The 15,519-nt window shown below is 67.7% G+C and carries 18 protein-coding genes; 5 read left to right on the top strand and 13 right to left on the bottom strand.

What is annotated here, in order from left to right:
* Positions 1 to 7: 7 nt before the first annotated feature.
* From SH203_RS08565 to SH203_RS08550, 4 genes are all read right to left on the bottom strand, one after another.
* Positions 8 to 871: a NaeI family type II restriction endonuclease gene (locus SH203_RS08565; RefSeq protein WP_159457557.1), complete on the bottom strand. Its 864-nt coding sequence runs from the start codon at positions 869 to 871 to the stop codon at positions 8 to 10.
* Positions 872 to 906: 35 nt separating this feature from the next.
* On the bottom strand, positions 907 to 1,974 hold the full coding sequence (locus SH203_RS08560; protein ID WP_087120454.1) for a DNA cytosine methyltransferase: 1,068 nt from the start codon (positions 1,972 to 1,974) through the stop codon (positions 907 to 909).
* A gap of 97 nt (positions 1,975 to 2,071) precedes the next feature.
* Positions 2,072 to 2,470: a very short patch repair endonuclease gene (locus SH203_RS08555; RefSeq protein WP_087120453.1), complete on the bottom strand. Its 399-nt coding sequence runs from the start codon at positions 2,468 to 2,470 to the stop codon at positions 2,072 to 2,074.
* A 169-nt stretch (positions 2,471 to 2,639) separates the two neighbouring features.
* Positions 2,640 to 2,969: a DUF1491 family protein gene (locus tag SH203_RS08550; RefSeq protein WP_087120452.1), complete on the bottom strand. Its 330-nt coding sequence runs from the start codon at positions 2,967 to 2,969 to the stop codon at positions 2,640 to 2,642.
* 94 nt (positions 2,970 to 3,063) lie between these two features.
* Between SH203_RS08550 and SH203_RS08545 the strand changes: the two genes are divergently transcribed.
* On the top strand, positions 3,064 to 3,885 hold the full coding sequence (locus tag SH203_RS08545) for a hypothetical protein (protein ID WP_234989436.1): 822 nt from the start codon (positions 3,064 to 3,066) through the stop codon (positions 3,883 to 3,885).
* On the opposite strand, the gene SH203_RS08540 is transcribed toward SH203_RS08545, so the two are convergent.
* Positions 3,882 to 5,522 (bottom strand): HAMP domain-containing sensor histidine kinase, encoded by a 1,641-nt coding sequence (locus SH203_RS08540; protein ID WP_087120450.1) that lies wholly within the window; start codon positions 5,520 to 5,522, stop codon positions 3,882 to 3,884. The genes SH203_RS08545 and SH203_RS08540 overlap by 4 nt on opposite strands.
* Positions 5,523 to 5,762: 240 nt before the next feature.
* On the opposite strand from SH203_RS08540, the gene SH203_RS08535 reads away from it, so the two are divergent.
* Complete coding sequence (locus SH203_RS08535; RefSeq protein WP_087120449.1) at positions 5,763 to 6,206, top strand: SufE family protein; 444 nt, start codon at positions 5,763 to 5,765, stop codon at positions 6,204 to 6,206.
* A 102-nt stretch (positions 6,207 to 6,308) separates the two neighbouring features.
* Here the strand turns inward: SH203_RS08535 and SH203_RS08530 are convergent, their stop codons facing one another.
* Together SH203_RS08530 and SH203_RS08525 are read right to left on the bottom strand one after the other, a co-directional pair.
* Positions 6,309 to 7,034, bottom strand: a complete 726-nt coding sequence (locus tag SH203_RS08530; RefSeq protein WP_087120448.1) for a DUF6456 domain-containing protein — start codon at positions 7,032 to 7,034, stop codon at positions 6,309 to 6,311.
* The gene (locus SH203_RS08525) at positions 7,031 to 7,384 is read right to left on the bottom strand and encodes a chromosomal replication initiator DnaA (RefSeq protein ID WP_087120447.1); all 354 of its coding nucleotides are present in this window, start codon (positions 7,382 to 7,384) and stop codon (positions 7,031 to 7,033) included. Before SH203_RS08525 ends, SH203_RS08530 begins: the two co-directional genes overlap by 4 nt.
* A 373-nt stretch (positions 7,385 to 7,757) precedes the next feature.
* Between SH203_RS08525 and ctrA the strand changes: the two genes are divergently transcribed.
* Entirely contained in the window at positions 7,758 to 8,459 is a 702-nt protein-coding gene (gene ctrA / locus SH203_RS08520; protein ID WP_087120446.1) for a response regulator transcription factor CtrA, read from the top strand.
* A 53-nt stretch (positions 8,460 to 8,512) separates the two neighbouring features.
* Here the strand turns inward: ctrA and SH203_RS08515 are convergent, their stop codons facing one another.
* The 5 genes from SH203_RS08515 to SH203_RS08495 all read right to left on the bottom strand — a co-directional run bounded on the left by SH203_RS08515 (position 8,513) and on the right by SH203_RS08495 (position 12,960).
* A complete protein-coding gene (locus SH203_RS08515) occupies positions 8,513 to 9,577 on the bottom strand; it encodes an endo-1,4-beta-xylanase (RefSeq protein ID WP_087120445.1) in 1,065 nt (354 codons plus the stop codon).
* Positions 9,578 to 9,751: 174 nt separating this feature from the next.
* Positions 9,752 to 10,162 carry a flagellar export protein FliJ gene (locus SH203_RS08510; protein WP_087120444.1) on the bottom strand — a complete coding sequence of 137 codons (411 nt, stop codon included), beginning with the start codon at positions 10,160 to 10,162 and terminating at the stop codon, positions 9,752 to 9,754.
* Positions 10,163 to 10,206: 44 nt separating this feature from the next.
* The gene (locus tag SH203_RS08505; protein WP_255376563.1) at positions 10,207 to 10,545 is read right to left on the bottom strand and encodes a four helix bundle protein; all 339 of its coding nucleotides are present in this window, start codon (positions 10,543 to 10,545) and stop codon (positions 10,207 to 10,209) included.
* 64 nt (positions 10,546 to 10,609) lie between these two features.
* A complete protein-coding gene (gene fliI / locus SH203_RS08500) occupies positions 10,610 to 11,953 on the bottom strand; it encodes a flagellar protein export ATPase FliI (RefSeq protein WP_087120442.1) in 1,344 nt (447 codons plus the stop codon).
* 104 nt (positions 11,954 to 12,057) lie between these two features.
* Complete coding sequence (locus SH203_RS08495) at positions 12,058 to 12,960, bottom strand: DMT family transporter (RefSeq protein ID WP_087120441.1); 903 nt, start codon at positions 12,958 to 12,960, stop codon at positions 12,058 to 12,060.
* Positions 12,961 to 13,044: 84 nt separating this feature from the next.
* Between SH203_RS08495 and SH203_RS08490 the strand changes: the two genes are divergently transcribed.
* A complete protein-coding gene (locus SH203_RS08490; RefSeq protein ID WP_087120440.1) occupies positions 13,045 to 13,527 on the top strand; it encodes an Lrp/AsnC family transcriptional regulator in 483 nt (160 codons plus the stop codon).
* Here the strand turns inward: SH203_RS08490 and SH203_RS08485 are convergent.
* Entirely contained in the window at positions 13,475 to 14,557 is a 1,083-nt protein-coding gene (locus tag SH203_RS08485; protein ID WP_143275702.1) for a dienelactone hydrolase, read from the bottom strand. The two genes, SH203_RS08490 and SH203_RS08485, sit on opposite strands and share 53 nt — an antisense overlap.
* 137 nt (positions 14,558 to 14,694) lie before the next feature.
* On the opposite strand from SH203_RS08485, the gene SH203_RS08480 reads away from it, so the two are divergent.
* The gene (locus SH203_RS08480; protein ID WP_087120438.1) at positions 14,695 to 15,486 is read left to right on the top strand and encodes a LytTR family DNA-binding domain-containing protein; all 792 of its coding nucleotides are present in this window, start codon (positions 14,695 to 14,697) and stop codon (positions 15,484 to 15,486) included.
* The last annotated feature ends 33 nt before the right edge of the window (positions 15,487 to 15,519 follow it).

The raw sequence follows: 15,519 nt of genomic DNA, 5'->3' as shown, positions 1-15,519 counted from the left end.
GGGACGGTCAGTCGAGATGGTCCTCGCGACGGAGAATGCTCAGATCGTGTTCGTTATCCGGTTCGACGCTTATGAACTCATCTGAGAGCACGGGCCCTAGACCCAGCTCTGAGATGGTCTCTCGGTCCTTACGTCCCCAGAGAATGGCAATGCCTTCAGGGCGCAGAATATCCCGGGCCCCTCCGTTTTTTCGCACCCGCTTCAACGGATCGAGTTGCGGCGCAATCGCGGGGATCGCGGATCTCGGTATCGGCGTGTTTTGAACATTACGAAAGAGTTCTGCGACCCTAGCCGAGCCTCCGCGATGAGAGTTGATTAGAGCGAGAAGCTCGGGATCAAACCCCTGCCAGATATTTCGCGGGTAAGGCATATTCGACGCTATCCAGAGAATCTGACTTCTGCCAAACGCAGAGATCTGCAACTTCTGGTCCCTATTGCCACCTGACGTCAAATTCTCAGGTCTGCAAACCACCAAGCCCAAGCTAAACCGTGCGGTGAGTTCGTTCTCGGTGATCAGAACACACGGCTTACCGATGGCCTCCTTTGGAATCATCCAAGCGGTGCCGATTGAGTGCTTAATATCGGTGTCGATACCGCCCAAGTTCAGGTCCAAGAATTCGCCCTTGGGCTGGCCTATGGCATCCCTGAATAAAATCTCGATCTTAGTGCCGAGGTAGGTTTTTTCGGTTTTCTCGCATTCAGCAAGAACCAACCTCTTGGTGCGCGGAGCGTCGATGACCTCGTCGACCGCGCGACGGATTAACTGAGCAGTTGCTCCCTCGATGCCATCCGGGTCTAAAACCGAGCGTCGGAGGACGCTCGCCAAATACCGGAGGAGCGCCGAATCGTTGGTGAGGTTGATGTGAGACATGCCCCACATCATCCGGTGAGTTTATTAGCCGTCCGCTAAGCGGCAAGTTGCTGCGGGACCAAGATTGCCTTTACGGTCTGAGCCAAGGCCCCAGCCAAGTTTGGGGGGACGGCATTGCCTATTTGGCGAGCGACCTCGACTTTGGTCCCATAAAATTTGAAGCTGTCTGGGAACCCCATCAGTCGGGCTGCTTCGCGGTGGCTGATCGGACGGTTCGCTTCTGGGTGTAAGTAGCGACCCTTCTCCGGCTTGTAGAATTCGGTGCGTATCGTGACCGACGGGCGATCCCACCAAAGGCGGCCGAACAGGTCGGTTCCACCGCTCGTCTTTCTAATCCAGCAGTCCGGGGTGATGTCCGGCCGGTTTGCCTGCAGGTCGAAACGATTTCCGCCTGGCGGAACGGCCTTGTATCTTTGCAGGCTCTTCTCAGTCGGAGTCCTGCCGAAGTGGAGGTTCAGTGTCGGCCGCGAGCCGATCTCCGTGCCTAGCGTTTCCATCGGAAGGTCGGCGATGACGTCGCGAACCGTTCGCCAGCGCGGCAGATTTGATTTCAGCTTCGGATCAGCGTGTGACGGCAGCGGCGGGAAATTCGGCAGATTGAAAGCTTGTCGCCAGCCGAGAATGATCGTCCGTTTCCGCGTCTGAGGAGCGCCATAATCGGCTGCATTGACGATCGCCGCCTGGGTTTGAAATCCATGCTGGCGAGCCTTCGCCTCGATCAACTGACGCTCGGGCGATCGGAAGAGTTCGGCTACGTTCTCCATGACGAACACGCGGGCGCCGGAGCGCTCAGCAATCTCGATAAACGGCTCCCACAGTGCTCGGCGGGCATCGCCGTCGCGCTTCTTGTTCAGTAGGCTGAACCCTTGGCACGGAGGGCCGCCGATTACGACGTCGGCCTTCGGCACCTCGTTGTGAAGGAGCCATTCCTCGATATTGGCTTGGACGGCCCGTCCAGGAAAATTGAGTTCGTGCGTTTTCACGGCCGCCGCATCGTTGTCGATGGCGAGTACGGTTTTGAAACCGCCGCAGAACTGTTTGTCGCAGAAGCCTAGGCTCATGCCGCCTGCGCCGCTGAACAGATCGATCACGCGCAATGTCATGCTGAGTCCCGCTGCGGTTAATGCAGAAAACAAAACGCGAACATGATTCGCGTGTCAACTGCCTGCCATCTACAGATGGTAGGTAAAGCGATGCCTACTACCTGACGTAGGAACTAAGCCGATTCTTGAGGGCAGCCACGTCTTTCAACTCGCATTCCCATATCGTGGCGACGTTTAGGCCGAGGGCGATGAGGGATTGCTCCACTTCAATGTCGCGAGTTTTGTTGCGCGCGAGTTTGGCTTCCCAGGCTTCGCGATTGTGTGCTGGCAACGTTCCTCTCTTGCAGTCGTGACCGTGCCAGAAGCAGCCGTGGACTTGGATGACCCACCCTCGCTTTCTATTCGCAAAATCCGGAGTTCCGGGAAGGCTCCTAACGTTTCGGCGATAGCGAACTCCAAGCTCACGCAACGCAAACGCCACTCTTTCTTCTGCGTCGGTCCCTTTCTGGCGCACTTTCGACATGGCGTATGAGGTTCGCGCATTGAGCGGTTTCATGACGGCGCCTTAACTCAATGATGGACCATTTCGGTGACGTCACCGAAATGGTCAGAAGTGCGTAATGTACACATCGTGCAAGCGGTAGAGCCGCCCGGCGTCAGGACGTTGCATAGACGCCTTGCGTTAGATGCGGGTCAACCATAGGCAAGGCGGTCAGTGCATCGCCTTACCCCTGCACCGTCTCCGTGATGAAGTGCCGCCCCTGCTTGTCCTCGATCTCGACCACCCATAGGTCCGGGTCATACCCGCGCTGGCGGGCGATATAGGCGTCCAGCTCGCTTTCGCTGTCTGAGGTGACCGGCTGAATCCACAGGCGGTCGCCGTCGGGGCCGAAGGCTTCGGTGAACAGGCGGGCGGTGCGGGTGGAGGTGTCGTAGGCCTTGACGATGACCGAGCCGGCGCGGTCGTCGCCCTTTTTGACCACGGTGGCGTAGGCGCCCTCGATCTGGGCGCGGCGGATCAGGGCGCTGACCCACAGGTCGCTGGAAAGAAGCAATTCGCTAACCCTGCTCGGACACGGAACCCCAACCCTGGCGGGCTAGGGTCGGGGCATGAGGATAGGCTTTTCCCCCCGGCGGACCCAAGCCCTTATGTCGGCCCTGCTGATCGCCGCGACGCCCGTCGTGGCGATGGCCGCGCCGCAGGACCGCTATTATGAGCGCAGCTTCGTGCTGGCCGCCAACGACCGCTGCGGCCTGTTCGAGCCGCAGCTCACGGCCGCGCTGACGGCGGCGGCGTATCAGGCGCGGGGCGCGGCCCTGCGCGCGGGCGCCAACGACCGGCAACTGGCCGAGACGGCCCAGCGGGCGCGGGCGCGGGCGGTCACGACGCCGTGCGGCTCGGCCGATCTGAAGACGGTTCAGGGACGGGTGCAGACCGCCTTTTCCGGCTGGTCGCGCACCACGCGGATGCAGTTTCCGGGCGACCGCAGGGGCTGGAGCGCCGACCGCGCCGCCTATTCCCGCCCGACCTGGCGGCTGATGCAGGCCACCGTGACCGGCGCCTCGCCGGTGCGGTTCGGGGTGGTGGGCGGCATGGCCCGGCCCGACCAGCTGGCCGCCGTCGTGTCCTGGCAGGGGCGGTCGCGCCCGACCGGGGTGCGGATCGTGATGCGCGACACCGAGGTGGCGCCGCGCCCGTGGCTGGCCCAGGGCCTGCCGCCTGTGGTCCAGCGCCGCGCCTTCTGGGCCGCCGGAACTCAGGCGGCGGATCGCACCCTGCTGGCCGAGGGCCGCGCCGCCGGCCAGGCCTGGGTCTTCCCCGCCGAGGCCGCCGACGCCCTGTCGCGTCTGGACCCGCGCGAGGTCTTCACCGTCGAATTCGTCTTCCGCGACGGCAGCATCGCCCGCTCCACCTTCGAAGCCGGGGACTTCGCGGCGGGCCGGGCGTTTTTGGCGATGGGGCAGGTTTAGGGAACGGCTTCGGCCGGCTGCGGCGAACCGCTCGGCGAAACCTTCTCGGCCTCGGTCGTCTCCACCACCATCACCGGCAACCGGATCAGCACCGCCGCGCCTTCGCCCAGGGTGCTGTCGATGGTCATGCGGCCGCCGTGCAGTTCGGTCAGGCTGCGGACCAGGGACAGGCCCAGGCCCGTGCCCTGGGCCTTCTGATCCGCGCCGCCGGCCTGTTCGAAGGGGCGGCCCAGGCGTTTCAGGTCTTCGGGGGCGATGCCGACGCCGGTGTCGGACACCGCCAGCTCCAGATCCGGGCCATCCGCGTCCAGCGTCAGGGTGACGGAGCCGCCGGCGGGGGTGAACTTCACCGCATTGGACAAGAGGTTCAGCGCCATCTGCTTCAGGGCGCGGGCGTCGGCGCGCACCGTCAGCGGCTCGGCCGACAGGACGGCGGCTAAGCCCACGCCCTTGTCGTCGGCCTGCAGCCGGACCAGGGCGACGGCGGCCGAGACGGCGTCGCGGGCGTCGAACTCGGCGAGCGCCAGCTGATAGCGTTCGGCCTCGATCTTGGACAGGTCCAGCACGTCGTTGATCAGGTCCAGCAGGTGTCCCCCCGCCTGGTGGATGGCGTCGGCGTAACCGGCGTAACGGTCGGGCAGGGGGCCGAACAGCCGCTGGCGCATGATGTCGGCGAAGCCCAGCACGGCGTTCAGGGGGGTCCGCAGCTCGTGGCTCATATTGGCCAGGAAACGGGTCTTGCCGGCGGACTGGGCCTCGGCCTCGACGCGGGCGGTCTCCAGCCCCAGTTCGCGGGCGAACTGGGCGGTGCCGTCGAACGCCTGGGCGATCAGGCGGGGGCGGTCGGCGGCGTCGTGACGGAAGGGGGCGACGATCAGAACGACCCGGCGGTCCAGGGCGCTGCGGGGGCTGAACTGGACCTCGGCCGGCTGTCCCGACAGGGCGCGCGACAGGGCGGCGGAGACGGCCGGCCGATCCGGCGCATGGGCGCTGGCCACCAGGCCCTGGTCGATCAGGGCGCGCACGGACAGGGCGGGCGGCGCGGCGCCCCAGGTCGCGACCGCATGGCCCGACGGCTCCAGCAGCAGGGTCAGGCCCGGCTGGTCGTGCAGCAGGGCGGCGGTGCGTTCGGCCTGGCCCTGCGCCTCGATCAGGCGGCGGCGACGCTGGCCCCAGGTCAGGCGCAGGGCCGAGCCGACGGCGCCCAGGGCCAGGAAGGCCGAGGCGGCGGCCAGCAGCGGGCCTTGCGCCTCCGGCCCGTTCAGCCAGCTGGACGTCAGGCCGCTGAGCAGGGGCAGCAGCACGCCCCCCACCCCCAGCCAGGTCAGGCCGTCGCGGCCGTCCCGCTCGTGATCCAGCGCCACGCCCGCCGCCAGAGGCAGGATGACCAGGCCGGGCAGGGCGCCGGTGACGCCCCCGGTCAGGCCCGCCGCCGCCGTCGCCGCGACCAGCCAGCCGACCATGATCGCCAGCCGCAGCGACAGGCTGTCGCGCACCATCAGCGCCACCCCCATCACGCCGGGCAGGGCCATGATCAACAGCGCCGCCAGCGGCCCGTTATGCAGCCCGCCCGCCATCTGGGCCGACAGGGCCGTCACGCTGACCGCCACGGCCCAGACGGCGTGCCACAGGGCCACGAGCGGCGCGCCCGAACGGTCGTCGTCCGGGGGGCGGCGTGGGTCGTCCTGGACGTTATGGCGAGTGGAAGGTGTCAATCCGTCGAGCCGGTGTTCTGTCTGATCCCAGATTAGTCGCCGCCTTGAGTCGGTGCGAGGCCGCTCCCCCCTCAGGCGAACCCCGTCGCGGCGTTCACCATGAATATCGGGGGACAAAACGGCCGGTTGTCGTTAACGCCCCGGCGGCCTATCCAGCCCGCCATGACCACGCGCGACCGCACGCCCCCGACCGACAGTCTGGACCAGACCCTGGCCGAGCTGGCCGACGACTTCGACCTGCTGGGCGATTGGGAGCAGCGGATCGAATATGTGATCGAACTGGGCAAGGGGCTGGCCCCGCTGGACGATGGCGACCGCATCGAGGCCAACAAGGTGCCGGGCTGCGCGGCCCAGGTGTGGCTGGCCGTGACCCCGGCGGACGGCCGCCTGTGGTTCGCCGCCGACAGCGACAGCGCCCTGTCCAAGGGCAATATCGCCCTGCTGCTGAAACTGTATTCCGGCCGCACCCCCGCCGAGATCCTGGCCTTCGACGCCAAGGCGGCGCTGGACCGGCTGGGCCTGCCCTCGGCCCTGACGCGCCAGCGCGCCAACGGCCTGAACAGCATGGTGGGTCGGATCAGGGAGGCGGCGCTGGGGAGCGCGTGAAGGGTGAATGGTGAATAGTGAGTCGTGAGTAGGCGCGTGCCGTCGTCCTTCGCCTGCCATTCACGTGTCACGACTCACCCTTCACTCCTCACCCCTCCCCCCTCACCCGATCCCATAATGTTCGGCCAGCGCCTGCAGCGCGTGTTTCAGCACCGTCTTGCCCTGGCGGCGACGCAGGCCCAGGCCGGTTTCGGCCAGTTGCAGGCTGTCGCCGTGGATGCAGATGCGGCTCAGCATCGGGCGCAGGCGCGGGCCGACCGCCGCCAGGGCCGCCTCCACCCGGCGCGAGGCCGACAGGGCGCGGTCGGTGGGCTCCAGCCGCGCGGCGGTTCCGGCGCCGCCCGATCCGTTCTGCGGCAGGGCGTCCCAGCGCATGGTCAGGGACGGGCCGCGCAGGGCGAACTCGGCCTCGCGCCGCAGACGTTCGCCCGCCGCCGCCTCGGCCGGGGTCAGCCAGGGGCGGCCCGAGACGTCCTTGCGCCGCGCCAGCCAGGCGATGGGGCTTTCGCCCAGATTGGCCGGGCGTCTGGCCGCCCGCCCGTCGGGCTGGATCAGGTCGCGCTCGCCCAGGATGACGCCCGGCCGACCGGGCGGGGCCGAGGCCGTCGCCGCCTCTCCGGCCGGTCGCGCCTGCCAGCCGCCGCCGGGCCGGGCGCGCAGGCCGGGCCGCTCGACCAGGGCGCGGAACTCGGCCTCGTTCAGCGTCAGGCTGACCCGGCTGCGCCGATCCGCCGACAGCCGCAGGGCATAGGCGCCGTCCCCGTCCTGGGCCAGCCAGGCGCCGGGGCGGGTCATCAGATTGCGCGCCCGCTCCACGATCCGGCTCATCGGGCCAGGTCCAGGACGGGCGGCTGATACAGGGCCTGGATGCAGGTCTCCAGCTCGTTCAGCAGGTCGTCCAGGGTGCGCCGGTCCCGCTCGTCCTCCACCCAGCGGCAGGCGGCCCCGACGCTGGCGCGGTTGACGCCGAAGACGTGGCTGACCCGCTCCAGCGTCCAGCCGAAGGCGACGTGCGACAGATACATGGCCACCCAGCGGGGGCGGGCGGTGCGCGGATGCATCCGGCCCCGGCCCATCATCTGCGACGGCCGCGCCCCCGTCCGCGCGGCGACCAGATGGATGGCCAGCCCGGCCTTGATCCGATCATCCTCGCTGACCGGCACGATATAGTCTTCCACGGCGACCGCCTCTCTGTCCTTTCTGAACCCAAGACCGACACCCTAAGGCATCCTGACCCTGCGATAGGAATAAAAGCCTATCCAACGTCAAAATCGGTCGTGGCGCCTTAACCGCCTTGAGGTTGTGGGTTCGACGATAGGCTGGCTGAGCGGCGGTCCCCGATGGGGGCGAAACGGGGCGGCGGCGAACGTGGTTAATAAATTTCGAATCGTTGACTCGGCCCACTCGACGGCGATTCGCAAATCAGCCTAGATTCGACTCAATCCAATGGCGTTAACCCTTCTTAAGGTTTTCACGCCTTAACCTGCGAACAAGGTTACCCGGCCGTTCGCCAGGGTGCTTAACGCAAAGCTATGGCCTGGAGGGGCACGAATGCGCGTCCTGTTGATTGAAGACGATCACGCAACTGCCCAAAGCATCGAACTGATGCTGAAGTCGGAAGGCTTCAACGTCTACACGACCGACCTGGGCGAAGAAGGCATCGATCTGGGCAAGATCTATGACTACGACCTCATTCTTCTTGATCTGAACCTGCCGGACATGAGCGGCCTGGAAGTCCTGCGCCAGCTGCGCGTGGGCAAGATCAACACCCCGGTCATGATCCTGTCGGGCTCGACCGAGATCGAGACCAAGGTCAAGACCTTCGGCGGCGGCGCCGACGACTATCTGACCAAGCCCTTCCACAAGGACGAGCTGATCGCGCGCACCCACGCCGTGGTCCGCCGCTCCAAGGGTCACGCCCAGGCCATCATCCACACCGGCGAGATCGCCGTGAACCTGGACGCCAAGACGGTCGAGGTGAACGGCCACCGCGTGCATCTGACCGGCAAGGAATATCAGATGCTGGAGCTGCTGAGCCTGCGCAAGGGCACCACCCTGACCAAGGAAATGTTCCTGAACCACCTGTACGGCGGCATGGACGAGCCCGAGCTGAAGATCATCGACGTCTTCATCTGCAAACTGCGCAAGAAGCTGGCCACCGCCGCCGACGGCAAACACTATATCGAAACCGTCTGGGGCCGCGGCTACGTCCTGCGCGACCCGGCCGAAGGCGTCATCACCGTCGCCGCCTGATCGGTCCACGATCCAAAGATCATGAAACGCCCGCCGGAAACGGCGGGCGTTTTTTATTGGCCGCCGAACCCCGCCGCCAGGGCCGCGGCCATTGGATTGGGGCGGCCGAAGCTGTCGAAGGGGAGGGGCTCGTCCTTGCCGTCGTCCTTGTCGCCCTGGCGATACCAGCTGTCCGTGTCGCGCAGTCCCCAGACGGTGAAGGCGAACTGCTGGGCCCTGGGCAGGGCGGCGAAGGCTCGGGCCAGTTCGGCGACGCGCGCGGACTGGGCGGTCAGGCGCTCGGCCTGGCTGCGGAAATCCAGCCGATCCTCGGTGCGCAGGGTGCAGTCCAGTTCGGACACATGGATCGGCAGGCCGAACTGGGCGGCCTCGCGCATGAAGGCGGCGATGACGCCGGGCTGGATGTCGATCCACAGGTGGGACTGCAGGCCCAGCCCCTGCAGCGGACAGCCGACCTTCAGCAGGCGTTCGACCAGTTTCAGGAACTGTGCGCCCTTGGCCGGCACGCTTTCCTGATTGTATTCGTTCAGGAACAGGACGGCCTCGGGATCGGCCGCCCGCGCCTGTTCGAAGGCGCGCAGGATATAGCCGTCGTGGCCGTAGCGGGCGCTCCAGTGGCAGTCGCGCATTCCCGAGCCGTCGTCCAGGATGGGTTCGTTGACCACGTCCCAGCTGCGGACCTTGCCGCGATAGCGACCGGCGACCGTGGCGATATAGCCGTCGAAGGCGCGGTCGAAGGCGGCGCCGGACAGGCTGGCGAACGCTTCTTTCCCTTGAGAATACCAGATCAGGGTGTGGCCGTGCAGGGCCATGCCCTCAGCCTGGGCGAAGGCGGCGATGCGGTCCGAACGGTCGAAGTTCGGGCGGTCCAGTCCGTTCGCCAGGATATATTCCATCTTCATCTCCCACTCGGGCGTGAGTTGGGAGACGTTGGCGCGGGCCAGGGCGACCCAGTCGGGATCGTCGATCTGGAGCGCCTTGATCGCCGTGCCGAAGGGGGCGGGCGAGATGGGTTTCAGCGGCGGGACGTTCGGAGGCGTCGGCTCGGCCGAGGCGAAACGGTCGCAGGCGGCGAGGGCGAGAGGCGCGGCGAGGAGGGTGCGGCGGGTCGGGGTCAAGCTTCTCCCTCCCCGCTTCGGGGAGGGTGGCTGAGGCGCAGCCGAAGTCGGGTGGGGACGGCCGGGCGGCCCACAAACTCGTTTTGTTTTAAGGCGGTGCGACGGCTCCCGGCCGCCCCCACCCGGTCGCTGAGCGACCACCCTCCCCCGCAGGGGGAGGGAGATTGTCGGCTGTCAGACCGCACGTTTCCGCAGGCCCAGTTCGTCGAAGGCGGCGGTTTCGCGCTTGGCGAGGGCGGCCAGCTGGGTCAGGCGGGTGGTTTCGGCGACGTGTTCGAACTTCTTCAGCTCTTCGAAGGCGCCGGTCAGGGCGTCGCGAGCGCCGGCTTCCTCGGCGTCCAGCACGGTCAGGTCGCCCTCGGCCTGGGCCTTCCGGGCCTTCCAGCCGTTCAGATAGGCGCCCAGCATCATGCCGGCCTCGGCGTCCAGACGGGCGCGGTCGCGTTCGGCCTCGGCCTCGGCGTCCAGAACGGCGATGCGGACCTCGGCGCCGGCGCGACGCTCGGCGATCTCGGCCAGACGCTTCTGCAGCGTCTCGACCTCGTAGTTGGAGATGCGGATCAGGGATTGGGCCCAGGCGGTCATGCGGAGAGAATGCCGTTGTAAATGTTAAGCGAAGGTTCGAGGTTTCAGGTTCTAGGGACGAGCCGAGCACGGAGGGCGGTCAGCATACGGCTGACCTCGTCTGCCTGTTCGAGGATGCTGACGCATTGCTCGTCTTCGGCAATCTTCAAGTGCTGCACCAGCAGGACGAAGGTTTCGAGTTCAAAAAGCGAACCGCGCGCGATGCTGACGAAATTCGCATAGTCCTTGCGCGTTCCTCGGCCGTGCCCTTCGGCGATATTGGCGGGCACCGATGTCGAGGCCCGGATCATCTGCGACGTAATCCGGTATTCCTCTTGCTTCGGCATCTGGCGTGTCAGCCGATAGACTGCGGCGGCCAGGTCCATGGACTTCTTCCAGACCATGAGGTCACGATACGAGCGAACTTCCATCTTCAGGTCTCGCACCTCGAACCTGAAACCTCGAACCTCATGATCCTACCATCCCCTGGTTCAGGATGGCCTCCAGCCGAACGAAGGAGTCCTCCAGACGGGTCGCATCGTCCTTGTCCTGTCCCAGGAAATCCTCCAGCGCGGGGTTCAGGGCGATGGCGCGGTCGACGATGGGGTCGGCGCCGGTGCGGTAGGCGCCGATCTTGATCAGCTCCTCCATGTTCGCATAGGCGCTCAGGCACTGGCGGGCGCGCTTGTTCAGTTCGCGCTCGGGCGGGGTCTGGCAGCCGGGCAGGGTGCGGCTGACGGATTTCAGCACGTCGATGGCGGGGAAGCGGCCGCGCTCGGCGATCTTGCGGTCCATGACGATATGGCCGTCCAGAATGCCTCGCACGGCGTCGGCGATCGGCTCGTCATGGTCGCCGCCGTCCACCAGAACGGTGAACAGGGCGGTGATCGGCGCCGCCGTCGTGCCGTCCGGGCGGATCGGCCCCGGCCCGGCCCGCTCCAGCAGTTTGGGCAGTTCGGTGAAGACGGTGGGGGTGTAGCCCTTGGTGGTCGGGGGTTCGCCCGCCGCCAGACCGATCTCGCGCTGGGCCATCGCAAAGCGGGTGACGCTGTCCATCAGGCACAGCACCTCCAGATCCTGGTCGCGCAGATATTCGGCGACGGCCATGGTCATGTATGCCGACTGACGGCGTTTCAGGGCCGGTTCGTCCGAGGTGGCGACCACGACGACGGCGCGTTTCAGCCCCTCTTCGCCTAAAGTCTCCTCCACGAACTCGCGCACCTCTCGGCCTCGTTCGCCGATCAGGCCGACGACCACGGCGTCGCAGGTCGCCTCCTTCGCCAGCATGGACAGCAGCACCGACTTGCCCACGCCCGATCCGGCGAAGATGCCCAGGCGCTGGCCCCGGCAGGTGGTGGTGAAGACGTCCATCGCCCGCACGCCCAGGTCCAGCCGCTCGCCCACCCGGCCGCGCGAATGGGCCGGGGGCGGCGGCGCGCGCAAGGGGTAGGGGGCGGGGCCTTGCGGCAGCGGCCCCTTGCCGTCGATGGGCTGGCCGAAGGCGTCGATGATCCGGCCCAGCCAGGCGGTGGTCGGGCGCACGCTGGCGGCGGTCTCGATGATGCGGATGTCGGCGCCGGGGGCCACGCCCTCTACGGGGCCGAACGGCATCAGCAGGGCCTTGGAGTCGCGAAAGCCGACGACCTCGGCCGGCAGGGGATCGTGGCCGCGCCGCCCGATCTCGGCCCGCGCCCCGACCGCCAGACGCGACAGACCGCCGCGCGATTCGATTAGCAGGCCCGACACGCCCGCCACCTTGCCGGTGACGACCAGCGGGTCGATCGCTTCGACGGCGGCGACGAGATTACGCAAGCGGACGACCCCAGGAACAGGGCCTCAGAGATGCGCCATCGTGGTTAACGACCGATGAAGTCGGTTCCGTCGAACCCGGATCGCGGGCCGCCGGGCGGGCAGGGTCAGACCGGCTCCGGCCCTGTCTGGGGCTCGCGCGTCGTGGCGATGGCGCCGACCGAGGCGGCGACGATGGCGGCGATGGCCAGCCACTGCTGGCCCGTCAGATGCTCGTGCAGGACGACCAGGCCGGCCAGGGCGCCGACGGCCGGTTCGGCGCTGAGGACCACGCCGAAGGTGCGTTTGGGAATGGCGCGCAGGGCCACCATCTCCAGCGAATAGGGCAGGGCGCTGGAGAAGATCGCCACCGCCAGGCCGGCCAGGACGATGGCCGGGTTGAACAGGGCCATGCCGGCGTGGGCCACGCCGAACGGCACGACGACCAGGGCCGCCACGCTCATGCCCAGAGCCACCGACTGGCCGGACGGCAGGTGCGACACCCGCTTGCCGAAGACGATGTAGAGCGCCCAGCACAGGCCGGCGAAGGCGGCCAGACCCATGCCGATCGGATCGAGCGCGCCCGCCCCCGGCTTCAGCGGCAGCAGCAGGCCCAGGCCCAGAACCGCGAAACCGATGCAGAGGAAATGGACGGGCCGGCGCGAATGCAGCAGGGCCAGGGTCAGCGGCCCCATGAACTCGATGGCGATGGCCAGGCCCAGCGGAATGGTCCGCAGCGACATGTAGAAGCTGAGGTTCATGGCCCCCAACACCACGCCGTAAAGCGCCACGGCGCCCAGGTCGGCGCGGGTCAGGCGGAACCGCCACGGCCGGAACACCGCCACCAGGATGACCGCCGACAGGCCGACGCGATAGGCGGTCGTCCCCTGCGCCCCGATGAGGGGGAACAGGGTCTTGGCGAAGGAGGTGCCCCCGGCCAGCACGGCCATGCCGGCGAACAGCGCCAGATAGGGGATCAGGCGCGCCATCAGCGGCGAGGTCAGATGCGATTTCAGGGCCACGGCGGTCATGGGCGAGGAGTAGCCGAAACACGGTTGCGCTTCCCGGCGATTTCCGGCCTGAATGCGCCGGATTTCGGCGTCAGGAAAGATAAAATGACGAATTTCGTCACGCTGGATGCGTTCGATCACAAATTGCTGGAGCGGGTGCGTCGCGACAACCAGGAACCGGCGCGGGTCACGGCCGAGGCGGTGGGCCTGTCGGAATCGGCGGTGCTGCGTCGGCTCAGGCGGCTGCGGGCCGAGGGGGTGATCGTGCGCGACGTCGCCCTCATCGACCCGGCGCGGATCGAGCCGCGCATCGTCCTGCACGCCCAGGTCGAGATGAACACCCAGGATCGTAAAGTCATGGACGCCTTCCAGCGCGCCATGAAGGCCAGCCCGGAGGTGCAAGGCTGCTGGGACGTCACGGGTGAGACCGACTATCTGCTGACCGTCGCCGTCCGCTCCATGCAGGAGTACGAGGCCTTCGGCATTCGCGAACTGATCCCCGAAAAGGGCGTGCGCGGCTTCAAGAGCATGATCGTCATTCGCGAGGTGGTGGGGTTCGACCCGGCGCGGGCGGTGCTGGGGCGTTAGAGCGTGATTGAGGCTCTTGGAGCGTTTCGCGGAAGAAGCGGACGACTTCCCGGTTGAAGTCGCGATGAAAGGCGGCGCGGTCGAAACCGGGCGTCGGGGCGCAGATCTGCGGCGCGGCGGCGGCGAGGCCGGGCGAGCAGGGCGGCATGAAGTCGTAATGGCCCGCGCCCGTGACCCGGTGATACTCCGGCGCCCGGCCCAACCGATCCCGGATCGGTTCGACGTTGTCGGGTGCGGGCAGGGTGGCGTCGGCGCCCGCCTGCCACAGCTGAACCGGGATGCGGATGGCGGCTAGGCTGTCCGAGGTGAAGGAGAAGCCCAGGGCCGGCGCGGCGATGACGGCGGCCTTGATCCGTCCGTCGCGGGTGCGCGGCCGCCAGGTCGACAGGTCGATCCCCTTGGCGTCCAGCAGGCGGCAGGCGAAGACGGCGGGATGGGCCAGGCAATGCGCGCCGATCGCGGCCGCATCCGACACGCCGCCTATGGCCGAGGTGACGGTGAAGCCGCCGGCCGAGAAACCGAAGGCCCCGATGCGGTCGGGATCGACGGGGACCGCACCCGGACGCATGGCTCCTTCGCCGACCATATAGTCGATCAGGCGGCTGAGCTGGGGCGCGCGGGCGGTCAGCTGAGTGGAACGCCGCGTGTCGCGATAGTTGTCGCCGGGATGCGTCAGGGCGGCGACGACGAAGCCGGCGTCGGCCAGGGCTCTCGCGGTGTCGGCATGGCCCCGAAAGCCGCCGGCGTTGCCGTGCGAAAACACGACGAGCGGCGCGGGCCGGCCGTCGGCGGGGCGCGCCGGCAGCCAGACTCCGGCCTCGACCGCGCCGTCCGGTCCGCCGGGAAAGGTGAAGACCTGATCCGGGGCCAAGCGGTCGGCCGGGGCGCGCGCCGGGCCTTGCGCCTGTGACGGCGTTGCGTGGACGGGCGAGGCGGCGCCGGCCGGCAGGGGCAGCGCCAAGGTCAGCGCCAAGGTCAGCGTCAGGGTCAGCCCGGCGATCACGCGAAGGGGGGCGGAGGGGTGTGTCATGTCGGTTTCCATCGGTTAGAACGCCTCGGTCTTCGGGGGCGGGCCGAATGGGCGCCACGCGCATTTCGCCAATGGGCGAACGGGTGCGTGGACCGGCGAACGGTTCGACGATAGTGGGCGTGAGGACGAGAAGGACGATGACGCACAACGCCGCCGACAGACTGAATACGCCGCGCGCCTGGGCCGTCGATCTGGCGACCTGCGCGGCGGCGGGCGTGGTGCTGGGCGCGCTTGGGCCGTTCGGCAGCTTCTTCAACGACGGCCTTGCGGTGCGGATCGGCTACTGGATGGCGGTGCTGGTGATCAGCGGCGCGGTGTTCGGCGCGGGGCTCCGCTGGGCATGGCCCGTGGCGCGACGGGCGGCCGCGCCCCTGTGGCGATGGCTGCCGGTGCTGATCGTCGCCGCGAGCGTGCCGACCGCCGGGATCAGCCGGGGCATCGCCGTGATCCTGTGGCCCGGCATCCGGGCGCGCGTCGGTTGGATCGAATGGTATGGTCAGGCCCTGCTGATCGGCGCGGTCTATGCGACCGCCTACGCCCTGTTGCGGATGCGGACGCCCGCCGAGGCGCCGACGGTCGGGGGCGACGAACCCCCGTTCCCCCGCAATCCGTCCGCGCGGCTGGATCGCGACCTGATCTGTCTGCAGATGGAGGATCACTATGTCCGCGTTCACACCGCGCGAGGGTCCCGGCTGGTGCTGATGCCCCTGTCCCAGGCCGTTGCGGGACTGAAGGGCGTCGAAGGGATGCAGACGCATCGCTCGTGGTGGGTGGCGCGGTCGGCCATCGTGGGGGTGGTCGAGGAGGGGCGGAGCCTGCGGCTGGTTCTGACCGGCGGGCTGACCGCGCCGGTGTCGCGCGCGCGGGTGGCCAGCCTCAGGGCCGCAGGCTGGCTGCAAGCGGCCACCGCTTGTACCAGCTCGTTTTAGAAATCATTGTCTCGGCCCCCTTGCGTGGCGGCC

This window comes from Brevundimonas sp. SH203 (assembly GCF_002157625.1).
In the GTDB taxonomy this organism is placed as follows: domain Bacteria; phylum Pseudomonadota; class Alphaproteobacteria; order Caulobacterales; family Caulobacteraceae; genus Brevundimonas.
The sequence above is the reverse complement of the archived record's forward strand: the minus strand, read 5'-3'. Positions and strand labels throughout refer to the sequence as shown.